The organism is Chitinophaga rhizophila, from assembly GCF_019492185.1.
Lineage (GTDB): Bacteria > Bacteroidota > Bacteroidia > Chitinophagales > Chitinophagaceae > Chitinophaga > Chitinophaga rhizophila.
The window spans coordinates 628,831-654,492 of sequence record NZ_JAICCF010000004.1; the positions used below are offsets into that span (position 1 = coordinate 628,831).

Consider the following 25,662-nt stretch of genomic DNA (forward strand, 5'->3'; position numbering starts at 1 on the left):
AACAATAAGAACTTGCTATTATCAGAGAAAGGGGTGTCATATTACATGATACCCCTCTTTTTGTGTAAAAGCCGCTGTACTACAGAAAGCCATACTGCCCTGCCAGTTTGATTGCTGCGGCCACACTATTCACCTCAAACTTGTCCATCAGGTTTTTCCGGTGACTTTCCACTGTATGCGGACTGATAAAAAGCTGCTCTGCTATCTGCGCAATCGTCAGTCCTTCGGCGGCTAGCTTCAGTATCTCTTTCTCTCTCCTTGTCATTTTAGGGAGCTGTGTCAATCCTCCGTTACCGCTTTGCCGGCGTAATATTTCCCTGGATTGGTAGCATACATAGATTCCTCCTTTCAATACGTCCCTTATTGCGGCCACTATCATCTCACTGAGGGCATTCTTCTGTATATAGCCGCTGGCACCCTGCTTAAGGATGCTATTGATAATAGGCGCTTCATTGTGTACGCTGAGGGCGATGACATGTACGTCGGGGTGTCTCTTTTTTACGTCAGCACAGAGTTCAACGCCGTTGATATCCGGCAGGTTGATGTCCAGCAGCAGGATGTCAGGCTCCTGCGATGAGAAGGCTTCGAGTGTTTCTTTGCCGGTGGCGCAGGTACCTGTTACGGAAAGCCCTTCTGTTGCATTCAATACATTCTTAAGGCCTTCCACTACTATCGGATGATCATCTGTGATAAAGATTCTTACCATAAGCTTAGTTAATCGGGAAATTGATCTCTACTGCGGTCCCCTCACCCGGTGCAGCATGAAATTGTATGTCTCCTTTCAGGTAGGCCACCCGGGAGCGTATATTGAGCAATCCGGCGGACCGTGAGTTACCCGCCCTGGTCATATCAAATCCTTTACCATCATCTTCCACAGTCAGGAACAGCTGCTTCCCGTTCTGTTGTAACTGAACCAGTAAGGTACTGGCCTTCGCATGTTTAATCACATTATTCACCAGCTCCTGTACGATACGGTATACTACAATCTCGCGGATAGGGTCCATTTTTGCCTTTAAGCCTACTATCTGGGTAGTAATCTCGAGCTGGTCATTACTAAGGTTCTCGCAGTAATTACGCAGGGCTGCGGCCAGTCCCTGGCGGGCCAGCAATTCCGGGGTCAGGTTATGTGCTACCAGCCGGAGTTCTGACACGGCGGCATCAATGCGGCCAAGGGTCTTTCGCAGCAGGTGCTTCTGGCCGTCCTGTTCCAGCATCGGCAGCATCCCCGACAACTCAATCTTTGTACCGGATAACAATCCCCCGAGGCCATCATGCAGGTCTCTGGCCAGCCTGGCCCTCTCCTTCTCCTGTCCGTCCAGCATAGCTGACAAGGTGATGATCTCATTGTCTTTATTGATACGCTGTATCTCAAGTCCATGCATGCGGCTTTGCTGCTTCATACTCTTCGAGCGCTGGCGGTAAGCATATATCATCAGTGCCAGTGCTCCTAAACTGGCGACGATCAGCAGGGCATACACCGTATTGAGACGGCGGTTGTAGGCCATCTTCTGCTGTATTGACTTCAATTCCTGGTCGCGTTGTCTGGCCCTGAGGTTTGCCAGCGACAATTCCTGTTCTTTCTGTTGTGCGCGCAGCCCTGCAAGGGATAACTGCTGCCGGTTCTTTTCATCCTGTAACTGCATATAGGCCAGCTGCTGTGCGCGTTGCTGGTCGCGGAAGTGCAGGCGGTCAATTTCGCCTGACTTTCGCTCGGCGTCCAACTGCATGAAAGCCAGCTGTTTCTCTTTCTTTTCCGCCTCATATTGCGCTTCGAGGCGTTTGCCGGTGGCCATCTTCTCTGCATCATATACATCCTGGTATACCTGCTGATATTCCCGGTAGTAGTGCAAGGCGTCTATATAGTTACTGTCCCGCTCTGCCAGCTGCGACAAGCGCAGGAAAGTACTATACAGGATGTTCTTATCATACAGGGTTTCCTGTTGTATATAGAATAATGCTTTTACCATGAGATCAGCAGCGGTTTTATAATCGCCGTCCAGTTCAGAAAACTGGGACAGGATACCATATGCGTTGGCGACGAAGGAATACTGCTTTGTTCTGAGCGCATCTTCCAGTCCGATGTTAGTATACTTTAATGCACTATCGCGCTGACGGTATGCCTCGAACTGCGTAAAGATATTAGCGAGGTTGATGGCAACAAATGCATAGTCAGAGGCCGACTCCATGACGGACCGGCGCTTTTCATATAGCCGCAATGCCTGTGTATAGTAGTGGTAGGCAGAATCCAGTGGACGGGTGGTAGCGCTATTCAGCCGGTACTGGTATTCAAAGGTAGTGCCGATCATGCGGTAGGCATTGAATACTGTATTAGGATTCCGGGTTCTGGCGGCCAATGCCAGGTTGAGACGGGCATATTTCTCCTGCGTGCTGTAGTCGTTCCACTCTGCGTAGATGCTGTATAGCTCTCCGTAGATAGCGCCCTTAAAGTCATCGGTACCGGCGGCTTCCAGGTGTTTTAATCCGCTGATGAAGCTGTTCACAGCGTCTGCAGGTTGATTATCCCTGTTCTGCAGCCATCCCCGGCAGTAATCAACGTACCCTTTAATACGGGCATCCTGGGTGCGGGCGGCATAATGTACGGCGCTATCCAGGTCATGCTGCGCAGCGTCCTGTTCATCATTAATACGGCGGCTCATGCCACGAATGGCATACAGATAAGCGGCATATTTGCCGTCAGGCATACGTCGCGCCTGTATCAGCTGCTGCCGTAAAATGCTGAAAGCCTCTTCCTCCTGTCCGCGGAAGAAGAGCGCAGAAGCATATTTACCCAATAACATCATACGTTCTCCCTTTTCAAGACCGGGACGGCGTAATGCAGCTTCAAGCGTATCCGCGCCACGCTGTGCGAACAAACTGCCGGATATCAGAAGGTGGCTGAGGAACAGGAAGATATATATACGAGGCAATACTGGACTTTTATTCAACAATAGAAAGCGTAAATATAGGACAAAACGGCTGTAGGAAAATTGGTGGAATTTAGGGAGAAAAGACGCCCATTGTTGCGCCTACCTTTGACCCATCAACGAAAACAAAACCCATATTTATGTTCGGATTCTTTAAAACAAAACCTGTCCGCGATGACTTCTATCAACAGCACCAACTACCCGCTGAGTGGGAGCCCTACCTGAATATAGGCGCTTTGCTGATAGAGGGTAACCTGCGCCGCGACTCCCTGACGCTGCGTTCAAGGCTTACACCCAAACAGATAACACCATTACTGCAGCGTGCCTGGAACATTCATAATGGTGCAGATACCAAAGTGCTGGTAGAAGACCTGATGACATTGCCGGTGATGCAGCAGCAGGCCTTCATTACATCCGAACAACTCATGGATTATGCACTGTATCAACGTATCAAAGATAACTGTGAAAAGAACTTTTCACAGCACAACCTATACTTCAGCAAAGCCTATTTCGATGGCGTCAAAAACCTGGCTGCCTGGGATATTGAACGGGCAGGCCTCGTGGTCCGTTATGCGTTTAATGCCGGCTGGCTGACGCAGGAAGAAGCACTACAGTACCTGCAAGGCCTCCATAAACTGGCAAAACAACACTATACCAACTGGCTGGATTACTACCTGGGATACCTGAAAGGCAGGATCATCATCTTTGACAACTCTACTGATGATGCGCTGGATTACATATTTGCGCTGAGTTCCTTCTACAAAGAAGAGTTCTTCGTTGTCGCTCATCCGTTGTAACAATATTCGTTTGATCCTTTGTGTTACCCTGATACTTCCGGTATAAGGTCTTCATGACTTTATACCGGGTATCTATCGAAAAGCGGAATATATGCCGATAGAAAAGCAATAAAATACCGGTATCCCGGTATTTTTAATCATTTAGTGCGCCGTAATTTTGCCATATGTTTATAACTAAACCTCTTATCTGGTGTTTATGCCTTGTTGCCCTCCTCTGTACATCATGTTTTGAAGTCATTGAGGATATTACTGTGAAGAAAGACGGCTCAGGCGCTATGAAGCTTACCGTCAATTTCAGCCAGAGCCGTACCAAGATTGCTGCGCTAATGGTCATGGATAGCGTCCATGGCAGAAAAGTGCCGGATCGGGCGGAAATAGAGGCGAAGATGCAGGAAGCAGCTGCAAAACTCCGGACGATGAATGGCATCTCGAACGTCACACAACAGACTGATTTTAACAACTATATAGCAACTATCAGCTTCTCCTTCAGGAATACAGCAGATATCAACAACCTGACTAAAAAGCTCCTGGCTGAATATGATGTTAACACCAATATTGCTGCTACCTACGCTTATGACCAGGGAAAGGCGACATTTACCAGGGATTACAAGCATTCAGGCGAAGTAAAAGAACAATTTAACAAGCTGAAAGACAGGGACAAAGAGATACTGAAGGCGGCCTCCTACATCAGCATCTTCCGCTTTGAACAAACCGTGAGCAGTTATAGCAATCAGGCAGCCAGGCTGGCCAAGAATCAGCTGGCAGTGATGCAACGCCTTCCACTGTACGACCTGGTAAGTGGTAAAGCGGACATTTCTAATCAAATACAATTATCAAGATAGCATGAAACGAGTTTTGCAACTAGTAGCGCTTGCCTCGTGTACAGGCCTGACAGCCTCCGCACAGCAATATGCCTATAAAATACCCGAGAACGCATTTACTGTAGCCACCGTTCGCGGTGAACAATTATTTAAGCTAACCTCAGTAAAGAATGTCAATGCATCCGTGTTTGGCAAGAAGCTGCTGAAGGAACTATCCAGCGTCTCCAACCAGGACATCAAAAGCATAGATGACTTTGGCCTGAACCTTTCCGCCAACATTTATTACTATAACCAGATCACAGACAGCATCGACTATAACTGTGTACTGTTTCCCATAGCCGACGCGGCCAAGTTTAACGCTTTTATGAACAATGGTTCAAATCCTGTACAGGCAAGGAATGGCATGAATATGTCTTTCCGCTCTTCAGGTAAAACCCTTTTTGCCTGGAACGATCAGCTGCTGTGCATTGTCTCCGGTAAACAGCAGTACAGGTTCTTCAAAGACTCTACTACTGCAGCAAGATATGGTATAGAACTTCCTGAAGACGACTATCCTGTAACGGTAGACGTTCCTTACAACGATGACGGAGCGGCAACTGATGATCCTTATGCTACTGTTGATACAACCGTTGCGGAGCCTGAAACAGCCATCATGTACCCGGATTCTATTCCGACAGTAGTACCTGATGATGCACCTCCGCCGCCGAAGATAGACAATGACTATTACGATTACCAGGAGAAAGACAGATCTTATGAAAGGAACAACCTTATCAAGGACAGTCTTACTATGAAGTGGGTCATGAATACCGCCGAGCAGCTATTGCAAAAGCAGGAAGGCACGCCGTCTATTCTTAACAATCCCGGCTTCGTACGTGCATCCGATCCGGCAGCAGCTGCCACCTTCTGGCTCACGGATATGCAGAGCATCTACAGTTCTTTCCTGCCTTATTCAATGCTCAAATACGGCTATATGATGCGCGGGTATGGCTCCTTTAATTCCAGGCTGTACCTGGGTAACGAGGAAATGCGCCTGACCAGCGAAATCGGACTGGACGAAAAAAAGGCAGAGATCTATAAAAGAATCAGCAATCAGAAACTGAACAAAAAGTTCTACAAATATATCAACAGTGACAGTCTCGTAGGTTTCATGAGTTATGCTTTCAATACAGAAGCTTATATGAATGAGCTTCCTGGCCTCTTTACCGGGATGTATGGCAAGTATGACGAAGAAATGAGCATTGCCGGCGAACTGCTGTCCATCGCCCTGGATGAAAAGGCGATAGCAAAGGTTGTAAAGGGAGATGGTTTATTCCTGTTATCCGGCGTGAGTAAGAAGCAGGTGACCTACAGCTCATATGTCTACGACAGCGAGACGTTTGAGTACAAGGATACGGTGAAAACGAAAACAGAAACACTGCCTGATTTCCTGTGCATGTTCTCTTCCGATGATCCCCGTATCATCGAAAAAATGTTGCAGTATGGTGTAAAAAAGGAGAAGATGACGTTTAAGGATGGTATCTACAGTGTAGAGGAGACCAGGAAAATGCCGCTTAACCTGCACATCCTCTTTAAAGACGGTATCGTATTCCTGGGCACTTCCTACAAGGAAATCCGCAGTATACAGGCCGGAACATTCAAAGGTAATCTGAGTAAAGAACAGAAGGCATTGCTTACCAAAAGCAACTATGCTATGTTCTTCAATCCAAAGAATCTGCGTGGCGTACTGCCATCCGGAGAACCAGGCGACACCGCCGATAAATTGCGTAAACTGCTGGATGGTACAGGTAACGTGTATGTTACCTCTACCAGTATCAAGAACGGGTATGTGGGCTTTGATATGATAGCCGATGTACCAAAAGACAAACCAAATGCACTGGTCTATTTCCTTGACCTGATAGAGGAAATGACCCAATTAAACTAGTTGTGTCTTTTAATGGTTTTATACGATACCCCCGCTGCCAGTCCTGGCGCGGGGGTTGTTCATTTATGGAACGAACATCACTGTGGATGATGCTATACGGCGGTCAGCCAAGCAACACCAGCTGGCAACAATGAGACATTGCCAAAGGCGAATGCCTTCCCGGCAAGGGATACAGGCTGATAAATTAGCGTACATCGAACTGTGAACGAAGGTCTGTTAGATACTGTGCATCAGCCGACGCATGCATGCCGGAAGTCCTTTAACTACCCTGTGTATTCCGTTGAATAATCAGCAATGGCGGCAGCCAGATGACTATCAGGATTGTCTTAAATTTATGATTCATCAACAGCAATACAATGGCAATACAAACATCCGTTATCACATTCAGCGGCCGGTTAGGAGATCTGATCGGTTACTACCGCAATCGAAAGGCCTGTCTGCGGACGCGGCCTGCTAGTATCAGACAGACACAGGCGACTAAACAGTCTGCCTATCGTTTCGGCATAGCCAGTAAAAATGCGGCGCTTATCCGCTACAGCTGCTACCCGGAACTGGATGTGCGCAGTGACAGTACCCATATCAACCGGTTAAACAAAGCGCTGATAGCCGCAGGCAGATACAACCTGGCGGCCATTACCGGCTTCAGGTTTAATCAGCAGTGCAGTACCACACAGTTTTTCACAGTGCAACCTGTAGTTTCAGAGGAGGGTGTAGTAGAGATACCGGCACAATTATTCCCCCGGCTGAAGCACGTACAGGCAATAGAAGTAAAGGTGATTGCCACCCGGATCAGCTTTGGCCTCCAACGTACTATACATACAACAGCAGACGCCATCCTGATCGATACCAGTCTTCCTTTCAGCGGTGCCACGCTTAACGCAACAGCACCCGGGGCCGGAACGCTGGTAGTCATATTGCAGGTCAGGGCCATTAACAACGGCATACCCTCTATGCAAGCCAGTAACAATGCTGCAGACATTATCGCTGTGGTGCCTCCTGCCATCAGCACCGTTGCAAGTACGACTGTTGATAAACAGCCGAACTATTATAAGCGCTTACCCCCTATTCAACCGACAGCTACTACGACAGCCGTTCACCCGCGCATACAGCAACGGGAATAGCCCTGTTATTGCCTGAAAGCTGCCTGATGACACTGAGTCTATCCTGATGAAAATAATGCGCTAAAATACCCTGAAAAACGCCCTTTCTGGATTGTTAACCGTCAACGTAAGATGAGGGCAGGCTTCCTGCTACCTGTATGTTAACCGCCGATCATTTCTCAGCCCCTGCACCGATTATATACCAGTTCTCCTGACAACTACCACATTCCCACATCAAGTCCACGTTGACAACTAACCTGCTATACCCTTAGCAGGCATCTTCTGCGGGTACGCCGTACCTGTAAGCCTTTATTACAAGTTGTTTCCTGACACGAATAAACCGATATAAATACACCGCGCCTCAGCGCTACCGCTTCAGTGCCTGGGCCAATTCAGCTTCGAGACTTTCCCGCCTACGGAAGGTATTAAGAATGAATTTAACCCTTCTTTAATAGCAACAGGCTCCGAACAACTATTTTTAATTTAATTATCAATCAGACTAAATAAAAGCGAAACAAACGGTCACTTATAAGTATAAGCTGTAACATCGCGGCGGAATACAATCAGGAGAACTGCTATACACTTTGTATTTCCGCAAATCATAAAGGTGGTCATGTGAATGAAAAAGGCGGATCTGAAAAGATCCGCCTTTTAGTCTAACCAAACTTGCTGTCAAGGTAGTCTCTGTTATGAGTACTTTCTTGCGTAACTGTCCATTGTTCTATATTCATCTATCGTGATGATGCCATACTGTTGATGATATCTTATAATGCCTCCGGATGTAGCACATCGAGGATAGGATGGTCCAGTCCTTTCAGTGTTTCCGTGGCGGGCTTTATCAGTTCCATAATTGCAATCTCATTCTTTCCAGTCTTCAGCCATTCGGCAGGAACATAAATCGTTTGCTGTGGACCCACCTGCCAGTATCTTCCGAGATGATGCCCGTTAATCCACACAGCGCCTTTGCCCCAGTTGCTCAGATCCAGCCAGGTGTCGCCGGTTTGGGCAAGGGTGAATTGACCTGTTTTGAATACCGGTACATTCGCGGCTGCGTTCAGCGGAGTCGCCTTCACAGCAGGCAGCTTATTGAACGGAAGTCCGTATTGCTGCCACCCTTTTACCTCTTTGTTATCAAACAATACTTTTTCTGTAATACCCTTCCTATTTGACAACAGGTAAGGACCAAAGTTGATACGGCCGAGGTTTTCCACGAGCAGGTCCAGCTTCACTTTCCCCGCAGGTAATTGCAGTTGTATACTATCACGTTTGGATCTTCTGTCGAGCACACCTACCCTTTTTCCGTTGACCATTACGATACAATAGTCCCGCAGTTCTTTCAGCTGTAGCAGGCCCTTTCGGTTACCTTCCAGGGTGGTGCTGTACATTACCCAGCCATATGCCTGACCAAGGTCTTCAAAGGTACGCGGCGTGGCACTACTGACAGCCTTTGGCAGCAAACCATATACGCTGGTAGCGGTGGTGAAGCGGATATCAGGAATGGTAATCACCGGTCTCTTTGCAGGCACTTCCGGCAATACGGTACCGGCAGGCAGGTATTTGGCAATGACATTGCGGAACTGCATAAACTTCTCTGTTGCGTTTCCGGCTTCATCCAGTGGCGCATCATAGTCATAACTGCTGATCTGCGGCTCATATGGATCTTTATCATTGGCGTTGGCCCCATTCATGAAGCCTCGCGTAGTACCTCCGTGAAACATATACATGTTGATGGAGATGCCCGCGGCCAATACGCTGTCCAGTTTGCCCAGGTACTGCTGATAAGGTACGGTGTGATGTTTTGTACCCCACCAGTCAAACCAGGCCGGATACCATTCAGCAATGTAGTAGGGTCCTTTGCCTCCATGGTTTTCGTTGATCAGTTGCTTGACCGTAGCGGGATCATCCACTCCATTGATAGCTGCCAGCAGGCCAGGCAGGTGTCCATTTTTGATAGCCGCTTTCGGATCGCAGGTATACAGTAATCCGTCAAAGCCCGCTTCAATGAACATCTTCCTGTTCAAATCGAGATAATCTTTATCATCGGAATAAGAACCGTATTCATTTTCTATCTGCACCATCAGGATGTTACCACCATGGGTCACCAGCAGCGGAGATAATTGTTTACCGACTGCCCTGATGTAATTCCGGTAAGCATCGAGGTACTGCGGTTCCTTACTACGTACTTTCAGTCCTTTGATTTCCTGCAGCCAGTAAGGATATCCGCCAAATTCCCATTCGGCGCAGACATAAGGGCTGGGTCGTAGTACAACCCATAATCCTTCTTCTTTTGCCATCTGGACGAATGCGGCAATGTCGTTATTACCGGAGAAATCATATTGTCCTCTTTCCGGCTCGTGCACATTCCAGAACACGTAGGTACCTATGGTGTTCAGTCCCATCGCTTTCGCCATTTTCATGCGGTCGCGCCAGCATTCTTTGGGCACTCTTGGATAATGTATCTCTCCTGAGATCATCAGGAACGGTTTTCCATCCAGCAGAAAAGCCGTATCCCCCAGGGCGAAGGTATGCTGCTGTGCTATTGAAAACAGATGGGAAAAAACAATGAGTAACGTAATAAAGCCAGTCTTTTTCATGCCTGATCTTTTATGGTTTGATACTGCCGGTCACTGTTACAACAGCGCGTGCAGGTATAATGATATGATCTTTTACCGGTAAGGGTTGCAGGCTACCGGCGTCTGAAGTTACATAAGTGCGCATCCGGCTGATACTGCCGTCAGATGTATGTGCAACGAGCTGTTTTTCCTGCTGAGAATTGTTGACGATCACCATGCAGATACTTTTGTCTGCATTTTTATACGCAGACACCAGCAAGGTTGAATCTCCCTGTAGCTGCGCTGCTATCCTTTGTGCGCCTGGCCTGATAAAGCGGCTGTAGTTGCCCATAGCCCAGAGCATCTTACTGTCATGGTAGGCACCGTCGGATTTTTTTCTGTCAATATAGATCAGTCCATCTTTGTAATCGTATGGAGAGATGGCCAGCCAATACTGCCACGCACGTGCATTGGCGATAGCAAGGTCGCGGTGAATGACGGTAGCCAGATACAATGCAGCCTCCATCCCATAGTCTCGTTTGTTCCCGTTTATTTCACCGGCGTTATCACCCAATATACAATACTCTGATTGCCAGAAACCTAGTCCCGGCACGGCTGCAACTGACTTAGCCACTGCCTCACGGGTGCTGACAGCTACGGATGCAGGTGATGTGGTAAAATAACTGTGCCCGGCAATAGTACGGCTGACATTAGGCAGATTACCGACGTACAAAGCGGAAGAAGGATCAAAAAAAGCTGAGACCTGTTTGCCTTTTGCGGGTTTATCAGCAGCACTGTACAGATAGTCCAGTTTTCCTGCTTCCCCGATTAATATTTTTGTATTGATCTTCTTAGCGCGCAGTGTACGGCTGAGGCTTTTTGTCACACCGCTGATCTGTTCATTGTCATACGGGCAACCTTCCTGTTTACCATCGCTCCAGTCCCATTGCGGTTCATTAATAGGACTGATATAATCGAAGTGTATACCAGTCTTTTTGCGGATACCGGTAAGAGCGTTGGCGATGTAGGTAGCCAGTGCGTCGTATTTCTCAGGGCTGATGTTGCTGATACCGTTATAAGCGAAGGCTTTGCCGTTGAGCGTCAGGTTTACCGGCGGACTATTCAGGAATGCCAGGAACTGGTTTACTTTCCGTTTACGGGCTGCTTCCAGGAACCATAGTTGCCCGGACTGCCGTTGCCACTCATTGGCGCGTCTCCATTCATCACGGATAGCGCTGCTATCACCCTGTTCAGCGCTGCCTGCACCGATATTGAAGCGCCACATAGATAGTCCGATTCCGATAGGATTACCGGTAGCGCTGGTGTCTGTGCTGAATAGCCAATCGGCCATCGCATTTCTTTTCTGCTCTGGCCAGTTGCCAACAAACTGCACAGACCAGGCATCAGACGCGCTGAAATTGTCAATCGTCTGGTAAGTCGTTCCCGGGTCGAGGCATACATGAACTGCGGTGGTCTGACCCACCGCAGTTTTCATGTATGCAAATACCATCAACACCGGCATAATCAGTCTTCTCATGCTTAGTATCCGGAGGTTTGTTCCAATTTGTTGTTAGTAGCCAGTATTTCTGTTCTCGGTATTGGCAGGAAGTAGTTCTTCTCGGTGAACAGCCGTCCGCTCAGGGCTTCCTTTCTTGTATATACCGGTCTACCATTCACCAGGGTAACGTCCACACCATATGCAGGTATGTTTTCAGTCTGCATAGCAATCTTCCAGCGGCGTACGTCATAGAAGCGGTGCTCTTCGAATGCCAGTTCTACCTGACGTTCTCTTCTGATCACTTCCCGCATCTGCTCCTGCGTCAGACCAGCAGGTAATGCCGGCTGCTGTACGCTGGTACGTTGCCTGATCTGGTTGATAGCGTTGTACACGGTACCATCAGGACCTACCGCTTCGTTCTGTGCTTCTGCATAGTTCAGCAGTACTTCTGCGTAGCGCATATAGATCCAGGGTTGCAAACCAGCCACTTCCCATGGGTTGTCAATCGGGTTCCTGTCGTCCATAAATTTACGCAGGTAGTAGCCTGTTTTGGAGGTATTCCAGTTGGAAGGACCGTCTTTACTGTCTTTACCACCTGGCGTATAGATCTGTACGGTGGAGTTTCTGTAAGAAGCGCCGTTGTAGAGGATGCTGGCATAGAAGCGCGCATCTCTGTTAGCATACGGATTAGCTGCGTCATAACCGGAGGTAGCATCTGTGATAGGCTTACCGCTCTTCATTTCATAAGCGTCTACAAGGTTCTGCAACGGAGTATTACCTGCCCAGCCATTGTAACCATTTGCGCCGTTCGCTATTTCCAGGCATACGTGACGTGCGCCGATCGCGTACTGACGACAGAAAATGATCTCATTGCTGGAAGCATCGAGGAATAATTTTGCATAATCAGGAGCAATGGAATATTGTCCGAGATCTATGACAGCTTTTGCAGCAGCGGCAGCCGCAGCCCAGGTACCTGCGTCATATAAAGGGCTGGCAGCATACAGCAGCAGGCGCGCCTTCAATGCCATGGCAGCTCCTTTGGTTGCGCGACCCAGTCCCCAGTTGCTTTCGTTTGTAGCCGGCAGATATTGGATAGCGGAATCCAGTTCAGCCACCGCGTAGTCAATACCCTCTTTGATAGAAGAGCGGGTATAGTCTGCTTCGGCCATGTTATCATTCAGGTTGTAGACCTTATCTCCTACCAGTACTACCTTTCCATAGTTTCTTACCAGGTCATGGTAACGGAAGCCACGGATGAAATGCAGCTCGCCTCTCAGGCGGTTACGCAGTGTTTCACTCATTTGTACCTGCATAATATTATTCAGGCCGTAGTTGCACTCACGGATGCTGCGGTAGCTTCTGCCCCAGATAGTGCCGGCGATACCGGTGTTCTCTGGTGCCAGCAGGCCTCTTTGAATCAGCCAGGTATTGTCGTCATTGTTGTACATGGATTCGTCTGTTACCGAACTCCACATAGCATATTCAAATCCTCTGCCGAAGCCCGGATTGGTGCCTTCCCCTTCTTTGTCCTGGAGTTTGATACTCATGTAACGGTTAATTACATAGTTCTGGAAGAGGGAAGAGTCAGATAAGATAGTCACGTCAGCCACCCTGTCTGTCGGTACAACGTCCAGGTATTCTTTCTTACAGGAAGCTAAAGTGGTGCCAGCAAGGGCTATAATCGAGTAAATAATGTGCTTAGTTTTCATCGATGGAATTTTTACGTATTAAAATTTAACGTTCACGCCTGCATTCACGATACGCTGCTGCGGATAGAATTGTCCGCTGCCGCTGCTACCTTCCGGATCGTAATCTTTCACTTGTGTGATGGTGAACAGGTTAAATGCGTTGGCGTAAATCCGTACACCGGCTAATTTCAGTCTGGATAACAGGTTCTGATTCAGGTTATAACCCAGTTCCACGTTCTTCAGACGCAGGAAAGAAGCGTCGTTCAGCCAGAAGTTGTTCTGGTAAAGGCCACCATTCACAGAAGAAGAAGCTCTTTCATCTACCCTTGGGAAGGTACCTCCCGGGTTGTTGGGGCTCCAGCGGTTGTCGGCCCAGCTGCTGTAGAAGTTACCGATGGTACCGGATTCAGGTAAAACATACTGGCTCACGCGTGATTGTCCGGCAAATACGATAGACAGATCTATACCTTTGTAGTCTATACCCATTACGACACCATAAGTGATCTCCGGGATGTTGCCATACTTGGTTCTGGTCGCATCGTCTGCATTGATCTTACCGTCATTATTGTAATCTTCGTAAATCAGATCTCCCAGTTTCGCACCAGTCAGGTGAGGATATTTATTCAGCTCGTCTTCTGTTCTGAAGATACCCGTTGCGTTATAGAGCAGGTACGTGTTAAGTGGTCTGCCGGTAATACGCTGGTAAGCCAGGGTACCTGGTGCTTCATCCAGGAAGATGATCTTGCTCTTGGCGTAAGTAAAGTTGGCGTTGATATGGTAGTTGATACCACTGTTCGTCTTGTTGTTATAGCCAAGAGAGGCCTCAATACCATTGCTGTTTACCCGTCCGAGGTTTTCTGAAGGCACCAGTGGCTGGCCACCATTCGGATTTACGATACCGGACATCTGTGGGATAGAAGCATTTCTGAGGGCGAGGATATCAGAACGTTTCTGCTGGAAGTAAATAAATTCCATGCTGAAATGGTTCAGGAACTGTGCATTGATACCAACGTCCAGTTTCTTTGCTCTTTCCCAGGTAATGTTAGGGTTACCCAGCTTGATCAGGTCAATACCCGGCTGGATAGCGGAACCTATCACGTACTGGTTATTGAAAGAGTAGTTATCGTAGTATTGGAACAGTCCGACGTTATCATTACCCAGGGTACCATAGGAGCCTCTCAGCTTCAGGTCATTGATGAAGTGTACTGATTTAAACCATTCTTCCTGGGATACGCGCCATCCGGCAGATACGGAAGGGAAGAAACCGAACTGGTTACCTTTAGGGAAGGTAGAAGACCCATCTATACGCGCCTGGGCTTCCAGCAGGTATTTCTCCTGGTAGTTATAGGCAAGGCGGCCGAAGTAACTTTTCCTGGTAAAGTTGTAGCTGTTACCGGAGTTGTTTTTATCCGTTGCAGCAGCGCCACCCTGAGACAGTTCCGGCGTAGCCGAAGTCGGGAAGTTCATCCTGTAGGCACCCATACTGTCCTGAGAGGTCTTGCTCTGCTCATACGCAACGAAAGCAGCGATATCGTGCTTGCCAAATTTGCGTGCGTAGTTCAGTTTGATGTTGGAAGTGACCAGGGAGCGGTTCAGTTGTCCCTGAGACAGGGTTGCAGCACCAGCAGAACCGCCTACGATGGTTTTATTATAGGTATCAGCATTTTTGTCATACAGGTATACGGAATACGGTTTGCTGAAGGATTTTGAGAAGCTCCAGGATTTGTCGATAGACAGGAAACCGTCAAGCGACAGTCCTTCTACGCCGGGGATGGTGTAACCGCCTTTCAGGATACCGTTGAATACCTGCGTAGGGTTTCTGTTGGTACCACCGATATCAGTTACCTGCAATACCGGGTTATTGTTTTCGATACCGGAAGTAGGCAAACCGTTAGGATAACGGGCAGCTACCGTAGGATATGCGCGGTATATGGAGCGGAAGATATCGCCCGCTCCCGTTTGCGGATACATACGTTCTTCCTGACGACCTGACAGGTAGATACCTACCTTGAGCCGCTTGGTAACGTCTGCATCGATATTTGAGCGGAAGTTGTACTGGTTATAGTCAGTCACCCCTTTTCTATAGATACCATCCTGTTTGATCATACCCAGTGAAGCGTAGTACCTTACATTGTCGGTACCGCCGCTTACGGACAGGTTATGCTGGTTCTGGAGTGCGACACTTTTCAGTGCTTCCTTCTGCCAGTTGGTATTTGGGTAGTTAAGCGGATCGGAACCGTCTCCGAACTTGCGGATGTCTTCATCGGAATACAGCTGATTCATACCACCTGCGGGGTTGCCATAATAGCGGATCTCATTGACCAGTTGCGCGTAGGTAGCAGCATCCGCCATTTTAGGCAGTCTGGTCGGAGAAGAGAAACCCTGGTTGAAGCTGTAACTGATAGCAGGTTTACCTGTTTTACCACGTTTGGTAGTTACCAGGATCACACCGTTGGCGGCACGGCTACCATATACTGCCGCAGATGCGTCTTTCAATACGCTGATGCTCTCGATGTCGTTAGGATCGAGCCTGTCCAGACCACCGATCTGTCCGGGCACCCCGTCTACCACTATCAGCACGTCGTTGCTACCGGGAGTAGCGAGACCGCGGATGGTGATGTTGGATCCGTCGTAACCTGGTTCGCCGGATCTGTTGTTGGTGATTACACCAGAAAAGCGGCCAGCCAGCGCATTGGAGACGTTGGGCTGCGGACTTTTCACGATGTCAGCGCCTTTCACCACAGAAATGGACCCGGTGAGGGTGGCCTTTTTCTGTGTACCATAACCTACTACGACTACGTCGTTAAGATTCTGACTGTTAGTAGAGAGACTGACATTAAGAGCTGCCCCGCTCTTCACGATAACTTCCTGTGATGTATAACCCATGTGATGGAAGATCAGGGTATCTCCCACAGCCGCGGACAGTGTAAAGCGGCCTTGTTCATTTGTAAGTGTCCCCTGGTTTGTCCCTTTAACCCGGACACTTACCCCTGGCAACGCATCCTTCCCCTCGTTCACTGTTCCCGCGATACTTAATTTCTGAGCGAACAGCTCAGGCATAAATGATAGCGAAAAGAGAAGGATAAGGAGCCATTTCCGTAGTGAAGCTGATGTCACTACCATAGATAAGCATTTTTTCATAACGTACTTTCCTTTAAAATTGACAGATAGTTGGTTGTACTGTGTTTACGTGGTATTTGTAAGCGTAAATTAGGGGGATAAAAGTGACTGATTGAGGGGGTAAATCACTTAAAAAAGGGGGTATATTCATATTTTACCCCCTTTTTTCAACCCTCGGATCTGATGATGGTCAGGTCCTCGTTAAAGGAGTGCCGGTATTTCCTGACATACTCTGACGGGTTCATACCAAACAGCTTAAAAAACTGTTCCCGGAAGTATTTAATATCCCCAATTCCCACCTGGAAGGCGGCCTGATTGACGGTATAATTCTCTTTGAGCATTAAAACCGCTGCTTTTCTCAGCCGGATGGAGCGGATAAAGGCGTTGATGGTCTGGCCGGAGATAGATTTTACTTTTTTATACAGGCTGGAGTGGCTCATACCGATGGCCTGCGTGAAGGTTTTGATAGAGAAATCGTCGTTTCCCAGGTTGGCTTCTACTATTTCAATACATTTCTTCAGAAAGTCCTGGTATTCGGCAGGAACTTTCAGGTCGCTCCGTTTCAGCGTGATCCTTTCCAGAAAGTATTCCCTGAGCAGGTTGCGGTTTTTGATAATCGTCTGCACCTTTACCAATAGCAGTTCGTTATCGAATGGTTTGGTAATATAGTCGTCGGCTCCTCCTTCAATACCTTCCAGTCTTGCAGCAGGAGAAGAAGCGGAGGTAAGGAGGATAACCGGGATATGGCCAAAGGCTTCGGTTTCTTTGATCTTACGGCACAGGGTCAGTCCGTCCATACCTTCCATATGTACGTCGCTGATCACCAGGTCAGGGCTGTATTTTTCCACCGCCGCATAACCGTCATTCCCGTTTTCGGCTTCATATACGATATATTTGCCGGTAAACAGCTGCCGCAGGTATTCCCTGATCTCGGCATTGTCATCGATGAGCAGGACGGTCTTCTTTTCGGTGATCATTTCCTCATTAGCCGCAGGCTTCACCGGTTTATTATATACTTCTTCTATCAGCTCGTCCAGGATAGCCGATTTCTTTAGAGTTTCTTCCAGTAACTGACCAGGGTCAAAATGAGCGTTGCCGGTTAGCAGGTGAATAGAAAAGGTGGTACCCTTTCCTATTGTACTCTGGAAGGATACCGTTCCTTGATGATTTTCTACAAACTGTCTGACCAGGTAAAGACCGATCCCGAAGCCGGCCTGTTTACTATCGCCCTGCTGGAATTTGTCGAAGATCTTGCCTTGTTGTTCCGCAGGAATACCCGCGCCGGTATCTGTGACGGTCACCTTCACTTCGGCGGCTGAGCAGCTTACTTCGCAGGAAATAGCTCCGCCGTCCGGCGTAAACTTGAAGGCGTTGGACAGCAGGTTGAATAGCGCAATCTCGATCTGTTCGTAGTTGGCGTAGATATCTGCCGCAGGAGCAGCGGTAAGAAACTGGTACCGGATATTCCTGGCGGCTGCCTGTTGGGTGAAGCAGAGGAAGACCTCATTACATAGGGCTATTATATCCAGCCGGCCAACTTTCAGTTCCTCGTTGCCGGCCTTGCGGAAGAGCAGTAACTGGTCTACAAGACTGAGCAAGCGGCGGGCATTACGGTATACAACACCTAGTTTCTCATTATCTTTCAGTTCTTTTAAAGGGTTGATAATCAGTGTCAGCGGCGTTCTGAACTCATGAGAGATATTGGTAAAGAATGAAAGCTTCCGTTCGTTCAGTTCTTTCTCTTTCTCGCTTTCCAGGTGAGCCAGCTTAATTTCATACTTCAGTCTTTCCTGCCTGGATTTATACCTGATATACGCATATATCAGCAGGGAGATGAGCAGCGTAAAGGCAAGATAGGCCCAGGGCGTGCGGTACCAGGGAGGTAACACGATCACTTTCAGCAATTGTATATCATTGCCCCATTTACCATCCGCATTGGTGACCCGCACCCGGAAGGTGTAGTTTCCTTCCTGCAGACGGGTATAGTTAGCTGTCCGGGCAGCGCCGGCATCATTCCAGTTTTTATCCCATCCTTCGAGTAGGTAGGCATAGCTGATTTTATCAGGGGAAGTATACTCCAGGGACACGAAATCTAGGGAGATGGCCGCTTTGTTATATGGAATGGTAACAGCTTCAATATTTTCCAGCGTACGTTCGGAGACCAGGTCGGGTTGCTGCTCTACCGGGCTGTTATTAATCCGGATACCTGTCAGGAATACCGGGGCGAAGCTGCTGCGTTCAAAGATGCTATCAGGATGGAAGACATTGAAACCTTTGATGCCGCCGAAGAGAAATTCACCGGAGCGCAGCTTCATGGCCGCGTTGTATGCAAACTGGTTACTCTGCAGGCCGTCGGACTGGGAGAAATTACGGGAAGTATGCTGTTGGGGATCAAACTGTGCCAATCCATTGAAGGTACTCATCCAGAGGTAGCCTTTATCATCTTCAAGCAGGCGAAGGATGGTGTTGCTGGGTAGTCCGTTTGCCTCGGTGAAGCGGGTAAAGGTACCAGTAGCCCCATTCACCAGCAGCAACCCGCCGCCCTCCGTTCCTACCCAGAGGTTTCCCCGTTTATCTTCATGGATGGCCCTTACGGTGTAGCCCACAGGGATGACTTTGTGCCGGCGATGGTCGCGGTCTATCCGGATGAGCGAGGAATAGTTGCCTCCCCACATGTTTCCTTTGGAATCTTCAGCAAGGCACTGCATATTGATCAGGCTCTGATCAAAGAGCTCGAAGGAGTTAGTAGTCCGGTCAAACAGGTATAGCGTACCGTTGTTGGTGGTGCTGGCCCACAGTTGTTTGCGGCGGTCTTCGTAGATGATCCATACATTGTTCTCCTCAGCGTGCGTGAGGGGATTGATACAGTTGAAATGCTCGAAAGCATCGCGCTGCCGGTTGTACCTGTTCAGGCCTCCGAACCAGGTAGCAATCCATAGGTCGCCCTGTGCATCCTGCACCATGCTGGTTATAAAATTACTGCTGATAGCGCCGGGAGTAGCCGGATTATACTTGTAGATACGGAAGATATTTTTGTCCCGGTCCCAGTGTTTCAATCCACCCCCGTCAGTGCCTATCCATACACTACGGTCTTTTCCTTCGCAGAAGGACAGGATGAAGTTATCGACAGTACCGGTGAATGCCTGGTGCTCAAAAAGGTGGCGGCGGTTGTCAATAATATTTACACCGCCTCTGAGCGTACCGATCCATTTACGGCCCTGCCGGTCTTCGCAGATAGAGTATACCGCGTTGCTGGTCAGCGCCTGCTGGCTATGTGCCGCTTTTCCATCCCTGGCAATAAAGATACCATGTCCATCAGAACCTGCCCATATTGCGCCTTGCTGGTCAGCGCAGAGATTAACTATTTTACTGTTCTCTTCCAGGTAATTGGCAGACCATGCGCCGTTATAGCTGAAAAGCCCCTGGTCTGTTCCCAGCCAGAGCATACCTTTTTTATCAAAGCGGAGGCAGTTGCCCTGTGTCCGTTCTCTGCTGATAACGGTCAGCGTACCTTTGCTGCAATCGTAGCGGCAAAGACCTACATGCTGGACAAAAACGAAGGCGGCTGTTTTGTCGGGAGTGAAATCGATAGCAGTTACTTCGTAGCTGGTGCTGTTGTTCAGTGGTATTTGTTTACCGGTATTCAGCTGCCCCTGAAAGCGAAGCAATCCGCTGTTTTCGGAACCGACCAGTACGAGTCCGCTGTTGCCAGCTTTGATAATATGGATGTTGCCACGCACAGGAGCTCCATTGGCAAATGTTGCCATGGAGAAGTGTTCATTAACAGGATTGAATACGCTGATACCTTTCCGGCCACCGATCCACAGGCGGTGGTCGGTATCTCCGTCAACCGAGTAGATTCCATTATCGATCAGGGATGTGGAATCACCTATCTTGTTTCTGTAGATCTTAAATTTATAGCCATCATAACGGTTAAGGCCATCATAGGTACCAAACCACATGAAGCCCTTATAATCCTGGTAAACATTCAATACAGCGTTGTTGGAAAGGCCGTTCTCTATACTGATATTCTTCAGTGGTTCACCGGCAGCAAACAGCGCGCTTACTGCAAGGCAAAGCCATAACATCATTGTCCACCGCATTATACTGCATTCTTTTGCCGTTAAAATAAGGATTTTTTCTATTCAGCAAACCTTTTTTCTCTTAGGCAAAATATGTAGTAGGTGGCGTGGGAACTGAGTTTAAGTTATAATAAGTGTCTTAACTACGCTTATGATTGTACACTTCCTGCAGGAATCTGACAGCAATAGGATCGGTGAAGACACGGTTTACCAGCAGGGTGGCCCCATACGGAGTGACATGGTGCTCATCAAACATATATGGCACATTAGCGGGCGACACGGCAGGTACGCTGTCTTTATTAAAGACGTCTACATAGAGCGACGGCAGACTGGATTTCAGGAAGGTATTGATCTGTTCTGACTGTGGCGTGCGGAATTTCCTGGTGAGCGGTCTTTCCAGTTCACTTTCCCAGGCAGCGATATAAGGATAGCTCATAGTGTAGGTCTCATTCTGTCCTATCAGCATCACGTTGAGGTGATGTTCTTTGAGGAACTGCAGGGTACTTTGCAGATCTTTCATCAGCGCCTGGCTATTGTTCACTTCATTTACCCAGTTGGCTGTGATAATTACGCCGTCTATTTCCGCGGCATGCTGCGCTATATAGTCTTTGTAAACGTAATTGATCACATCATCACAATGACCAGGAACGTTCTTTCTGATAACAGGTACACAGCTACTGCCGGTAGCCTGACTTAACAGGATACCGCGGTGACGCAGATTGTCTGACAAGGCACCCCAAAGCTGGGCAGCGTGGCTGTCTCCTATCAGCAAGACGTTCTTTACCGTATCGCTCAGGCAAAGGCAGTGTTCCTTGTTATACTTTTTCCCACTACCGATCATGATAAAGCAGGTATCCTGCCTGAACATCGCGCCTTTCTCATCTTCATGCAGCTGCTCGTAGGCAGCCAGTTCCTGGCTTTTCTCTTTAAACAGAAAACTATTGGCGTCGGTCATCATACATACCAGAATGATAGCCGACATTGCCGCGGTAGCAAACAGGATACGCTTGTTCTGCTTATAATGAAGCGTTTCAATGAATCTATAGGAAAGGTAAGCCAGTCCTATAGCAATAGCGACAAAGATCAGCAGGGTAGTTTTGTTTCTGACAATACCGAAGTAGGTAGCAAACACAATCACCGGCCAGTGCCACAGGTACAATGAATAGGATATTCTTCCAAAGAACTGGATAATGCCCATCCTCACAGGCTTCAGCTCATTCCAGTCAGCGATCAGCACCATGAATGTACCTATGACCGGCAGCAGGGTTAATACACCCGGCCAGGCAGTTCCTTTCTTGATGAATAGGATCGAGTACAGGATGATGGCATACCCTATAAGGGCAAGCGGTATCCGTTTCTTCCGATCTTGGATACGGCCTTCCAGGTAGAAGGCAATTCCCCCTATCATCATTTCCCAGGCGCGGGAAGGCAGTAAATAGAATGACGCGGTAGCATCATATTGTGTAAAAAGAAAGGAGCCGACTGTGAGTAAGGCAGTCAGTCCGACGAACACCAGCAGGTACTTTTTGCTGTCGGTAACTACTTTATGCAGCCACCGGAGTATAATAGGATAAATCAGGTAGAACTGCCATTCTACAGAGAGTGACCAGGTATGCAACAGGATGTTGGTATCAGAAGCTGGGGCAAAGTAGTTGGAGTTTCTCCAGTATACTATATTGGAGATAAATAGCAGGCTGCTCACGCTATTCTTTGCCGTCTCGCGGTAATCAACAGGAAAAGTAATGAAAAACGTAAGCACAGTCAGTATGCCCACCAGTACCAGTAAGGCCGGGATGATCCTTTTGATACGCTTTCCGTAAAAGTCGGTTAAGGTGAAGGTATGTTGTTGCAATGATCCGCTGATAATGCGGGTCATCAGGTATCCAGAGATCACAAAGAACACATCCACTCCGGAGAATCCACCCTCAAATCTGCTGACACCGAAGTGAAAAAAGAGCACAGACAATACAGCTATCGCCCGGAGGGCATTAATGTCGTAACGGAACTTCATATAAACTATTTCAGGTAATACCCTATTCAGGTAAGGTGACTTATACTAATACTTGGTTGATAATCAATATCTCAGAAACACACACATCGCCAAATGATTGCAAATCATTCTGCAGCAGCACAATCGGGCCTACCCTCACTACAACTATCGTTCCTAACTGAATGGTAACAGTCCTGGAAGGGTAAATATCCTGGATAAGGTACACAATATCATCTGTAACATTGAACAGTAGAATATTTATCTTTAAGACAAACCCAGATATTATGAACAACGGAGCAATTAAAAAGGAGGACATCAAACAGGAGGTGTTCGACCTGTATGATGACTACGCGCATAGCAGGGTAAGCAGACGCGAATTTATGGAAAAGCTGTCTGTATATGCGGTTGGCAGCATGACGCTACCTGCGCTAATGAGTTTCCTGATGCCGGATTATAACAATGCTGTTCAGATAAAGGCCAACGATCCCAGGCTGGATTCGTCTTATGTTAATTATAACTCACCCAAAGGCGGCGGTAATATCAAAGCGCTATTGTCCAGGCCTGCCGATGCGAAAGGCAAAATGGGAGGGATAATTGTTGTGCATGAGAACAGGGGTTTAAATCCGCATATAGAAGATGTAGCCAGAAGAGCAGCACTTGCCGGATTTATTTCTATTGCACCGGATGCCCTGACACCGCTGGGGGGCTACCCCGGTACGGACGATCAGGGCAGGGAGCTACAGAGTAAAAGAGACCGGAATGAAATGCTGGAAGACTTTATAGCCGCCTATACTTACCTGAAGGAGCATAAAGACTGTAACGGTAAAATCGGAGTCGTGGGTTTCTGTTTCGGTGGATGGATTGCCAATATGATGGCCGTGCGTGTACCCGAACTGGCTGCCGCAGTACCGTTCTATGGCGGTCAGCCGGCCAAAGAGGATGTACCAGCTATCAAAGCGCCTCTACAGCTGCATTATGCAGAACTGGATACACGGGTAAACGAAGGCTGGCCCGCATATGAAAGTGCGCTGAAGGAACATCATAAGGCATACACCGCGTACATGTACCCGGGTGTCAACCACGGCTTTCATAATGATACCACCCCCAGGTACGATAAGGCAGCGGCCGAACTGGCCTGGCAGCGTACAGTTGACTTCTTCAGGGAGAAACTCGGCTGACGAGCAGCTGATAACAGATAAAGAAGGCCTGTAGATTATATGTCCAGGCCTTCTTCTTTTAACCGCCAGGTATTAAATACCCGGCAGCTATACCGTTCAACGCCTATCACCACCATAGGCCCAGTGACGCTTGGATATATTAAAAAGGATGACTATTTTTCAAGCTTCACGCTTAAATATTGTCATGCAAACAGGCGCTATCGCAGAAACAGGTCATCAACAACAACAATTATTACAGACAAAACAACATTTTGAAGTACTCGACGGACTCAGAGGCATTGCGGCCATTGTAGTCGTTTTTTTCCATTTTATGGAAATCGTTTATACAGACTTTAGTAAGAACTTCGCTGCTCATGGCTTCCTTGCAGTAGACTTTTTCTTCTGTCTGAGCGGTTTTGTTATCGCTTATGCGTATGACAACCGGATAGAGAAAATGGGATTCCGGGAGTTCTTTATCTCAAGAGTTATCAGGCTGCACCCACTCGTAGTATTGGGTACGGTACTGGGGTTGCTTGCCTTCCTTTTTGACCCTTTTACGGGTTTTCCTACCGGTTATAGTGCTGGTAAGCTGGCATTGGTAATACTTACCTCCCTGCTTATGGTTCCTTTTCCGGTAATGAGCGAGCGGGCCTTCAATCTTTTCGGACTTAATGCCCCGGGTTGGTCGTTGTTCTGGGAATATGTAGCGAGTATTGTTTACGGAGCAATCCTCTGGCGACTTAACAAAAGAATACTATTGGTATTGGCGGTTATCTCAGCGGTATGGCTCAGCTATATCGGGTATACTGCCGGCAATTTGCTGGGGGGATGGAGCAAAGACAACTGGTGGCATGGAGGCGCACGCCTATCGTACTCTTTCCTGGCAGGAATGCTGGTATACCGGTATAAATTAATCATTACCAATAAACTAGGCTTTGCGGGTACTACCCTACTGCTGCTCTGTGCGCTTTTGATGCCCTGGACAAATATGGCCTGGCTCACAGAACTGATTATCGTGATTGCCTGGTTTCCCTTCCTGATCGCATTAGGCGCAGGTACACCAGCCGGCAGCGGTATTCAGTCTATATGCAGCTTTGCAGGCAAGATATCCTACCCCTTATATATGACACATTATGCAGTAATGTGGGCCTTTGGCGGGTATTATGCGAAGTATCAACCTGGTACCGGACAGGTAACATTGATCATCATTGGCGGAGTAATCCTCCTCATCGGATTGGCCTACCTGGCTATGGCAGCATATGATACCCCTGTCCGGAGATATCTGACAGCCAGAAGGAAGCTGAACAGCCAGCGGTAGCATACGGGGAGTCCGTATCTTCATATTCAACATATTATTTGCCTGAAATGAGCAGAAAAAACCTTATTCCTGTAGTGCTGGCGGCGGCCTTAAGCTTTTCCTGCCTGACAGCTGCCGCCCAGCGGAAAGGCCAGTCAGCCAGCGCAGCATCTACAGCCAACCCGGCTGACATTGCCAATATCCGGGCCGCATTTAAGCAGATTAACGCCATGCAGCTACGCAAGGAGGAATTTACATATGAAGCAGCAGCGTGTGCTGACGGAGGAGTGGTACAATACTTCTTTAAAGGAAAGGAGATCGTTAAAATAATAGAATCAGGTAGTGTCGGCGATGGCAGCTGGAAGAAGGAGTTCTATTACCAGTCAGGCAAGTTCATATTCAGCTACGATTTGATCGAGGGCGAGTCTGCAGATGGTCATGCCTCAAAAATCGAACATCGCTTGTATGTGAAAGATGGAAAGGTGATCCGTTACCTGGAAGACCAGCAGGATATTCCGGAAGATGGTACCGCCACAAGAGATATAGACATCGCCGGCAAACTATTGGAAGCGTATAAGACCAGACAATTCGCAAATGCACTGTGTGAGTAATGTAACGCTCTTAATTAGATCATTGGCTAATCAGCCTAAAATATAAAACCGGGAGGTAGACACCTCCCGGTAATTCACAGAATCACGATAATCCTTCTAAAGAC

The 25,662-nt window shown here is 48.1% G+C and carries 15 protein-coding genes; 7 read left to right on the forward strand and 8 right to left on the reverse strand.

All coding sequences use genetic code 11. The features are described 5' to 3' along the window. Positions 1-79 precede the first annotated feature (79 nt). Together K1Y79_RS22530 and K1Y79_RS22535 are read right to left on the reverse strand one after the other, a co-directional pair. Complete coding sequence (locus tag K1Y79_RS22530) at positions 80-706, reverse strand: response regulator (protein ID WP_220252454.1); 627 nt, start codon at positions 704-706, stop codon at positions 80-82. Between the two features lie 4 nt (positions 707-710). Beyond that, positions 711-2,927 carry a sensor histidine kinase gene (locus K1Y79_RS22535; protein WP_220252455.1) on the reverse strand — a complete coding sequence of 739 codons (2,217 nt, stop codon included), beginning with the start codon at positions 2,925-2,927 and terminating at the stop codon, positions 711-713. A gap of 137 nt (positions 2,928-3,064) precedes the next feature. Between K1Y79_RS22535 and K1Y79_RS22540 the strand changes: the two genes are divergently transcribed. The 4 genes from K1Y79_RS22540 (at position 3,065) to K1Y79_RS22555 (ending at position 7,584) form a co-directional block, all read left to right on the forward strand. After that, positions 3,065-3,721, forward strand: a complete 657-nt coding sequence (locus tag K1Y79_RS22540) for a DUF1266 domain-containing protein (RefSeq protein ID WP_220252456.1) — start codon at positions 3,065-3,067, stop codon at positions 3,719-3,721. Between the two features lie 164 nt (positions 3,722-3,885). Further along, complete coding sequence (locus K1Y79_RS22545) at positions 3,886-4,563, forward strand: hypothetical protein (RefSeq protein ID WP_220252457.1); 678 nt, start codon at positions 3,886-3,888, stop codon at positions 4,561-4,563. 1 nt (position 4,564) lies between these two features. Beyond that, positions 4,565-6,463, forward strand: a complete 1,899-nt coding sequence (locus K1Y79_RS22550) for a hypothetical protein (protein WP_220252458.1) — start codon at positions 4,565-4,567, stop codon at positions 6,461-6,463. Between the two features lie 356 nt (positions 6,464-6,819). Further along, positions 6,820-7,584, forward strand: a complete 765-nt coding sequence (locus K1Y79_RS22555) for a hypothetical protein (protein WP_220252459.1) — start codon at positions 6,820-6,822, stop codon at positions 7,582-7,584. 743 nt (positions 7,585-8,327) lie between these two features. Here the strand turns inward: K1Y79_RS22555 and K1Y79_RS22560 are convergent. The 6 genes from K1Y79_RS22560 to K1Y79_RS22585 form a co-directional block, all read right to left on the reverse strand. Next, the gene (locus K1Y79_RS22560; protein WP_220252460.1) at positions 8,328-10,157 is read right to left on the reverse strand and encodes a glycoside hydrolase family 35 protein; all 1,830 of its coding nucleotides are present in this window, start codon (positions 10,155-10,157) and stop codon (positions 8,328-8,330) included. Between the two features lie 10 nt (positions 10,158-10,167). Then, positions 10,168-11,652, reverse strand: a complete 1,485-nt coding sequence (locus tag K1Y79_RS22565; protein ID WP_220252461.1) for a glycoside hydrolase family 30 protein — start codon at positions 11,650-11,652, stop codon at positions 10,168-10,170. A gap of 2 nt (positions 11,653-11,654) precedes the next feature. Beyond that, positions 11,655-13,322 carry a RagB/SusD family nutrient uptake outer membrane protein gene (locus K1Y79_RS22570; RefSeq protein WP_220252462.1) on the reverse strand — a complete coding sequence of 556 codons (1,668 nt, stop codon included), beginning with the start codon at positions 13,320-13,322 and terminating at the stop codon, positions 11,655-11,657. Positions 13,323-13,340: 18 nt separating this feature from the next. After that, on the reverse strand, positions 13,341-16,442 hold the full coding sequence (locus K1Y79_RS22575; protein ID WP_220252463.1) for a SusC/RagA family TonB-linked outer membrane protein: 3,102 nt from the start codon (positions 16,440-16,442) through the stop codon (positions 13,341-13,343). 146 nt (positions 16,443-16,588) lie between these two features. After that, entirely contained in the window at positions 16,589-20,512 is a 3,924-nt protein-coding gene (locus K1Y79_RS22580; protein WP_236059777.1) for a hybrid sensor histidine kinase/response regulator transcription factor, read from the reverse strand. A gap of 130 nt (positions 20,513-20,642) precedes the next feature. Beyond that, positions 20,643-22,514 (reverse strand): acyltransferase family protein, encoded by a 1,872-nt coding sequence (locus K1Y79_RS22585; protein ID WP_220252465.1) that lies wholly within the window; start codon positions 22,512-22,514, stop codon positions 20,643-20,645. Between the two features lie 263 nt (positions 22,515-22,777). Here K1Y79_RS22585 and K1Y79_RS22590 point away from each other — a divergent pair, with 263 nt between their 5' ends. From K1Y79_RS22590 to K1Y79_RS22600, 3 genes are all read left to right on the forward strand, one after another. Beyond that, the gene (locus K1Y79_RS22590; RefSeq protein WP_220252466.1) at positions 22,778-23,671 is read left to right on the forward strand and encodes a dienelactone hydrolase family protein; all 894 of its coding nucleotides are present in this window, start codon (positions 22,778-22,780) and stop codon (positions 23,669-23,671) included. 148 nt (positions 23,672-23,819) lie between these two features. Then, the gene (locus K1Y79_RS22595) at positions 23,820-24,968 is read left to right on the forward strand and encodes an acyltransferase family protein (RefSeq protein ID WP_236059778.1); all 1,149 of its coding nucleotides are present in this window, start codon (positions 23,820-23,822) and stop codon (positions 24,966-24,968) included. 47 nt (positions 24,969-25,015) lie between these two features. Beyond that, positions 25,016-25,558 (forward strand): hypothetical protein, encoded by a 543-nt coding sequence (locus K1Y79_RS22600; protein WP_220252467.1) that lies wholly within the window; start codon positions 25,016-25,018, stop codon positions 25,556-25,558. Positions 25,559-25,662: the final 104 nt, after the last annotated feature.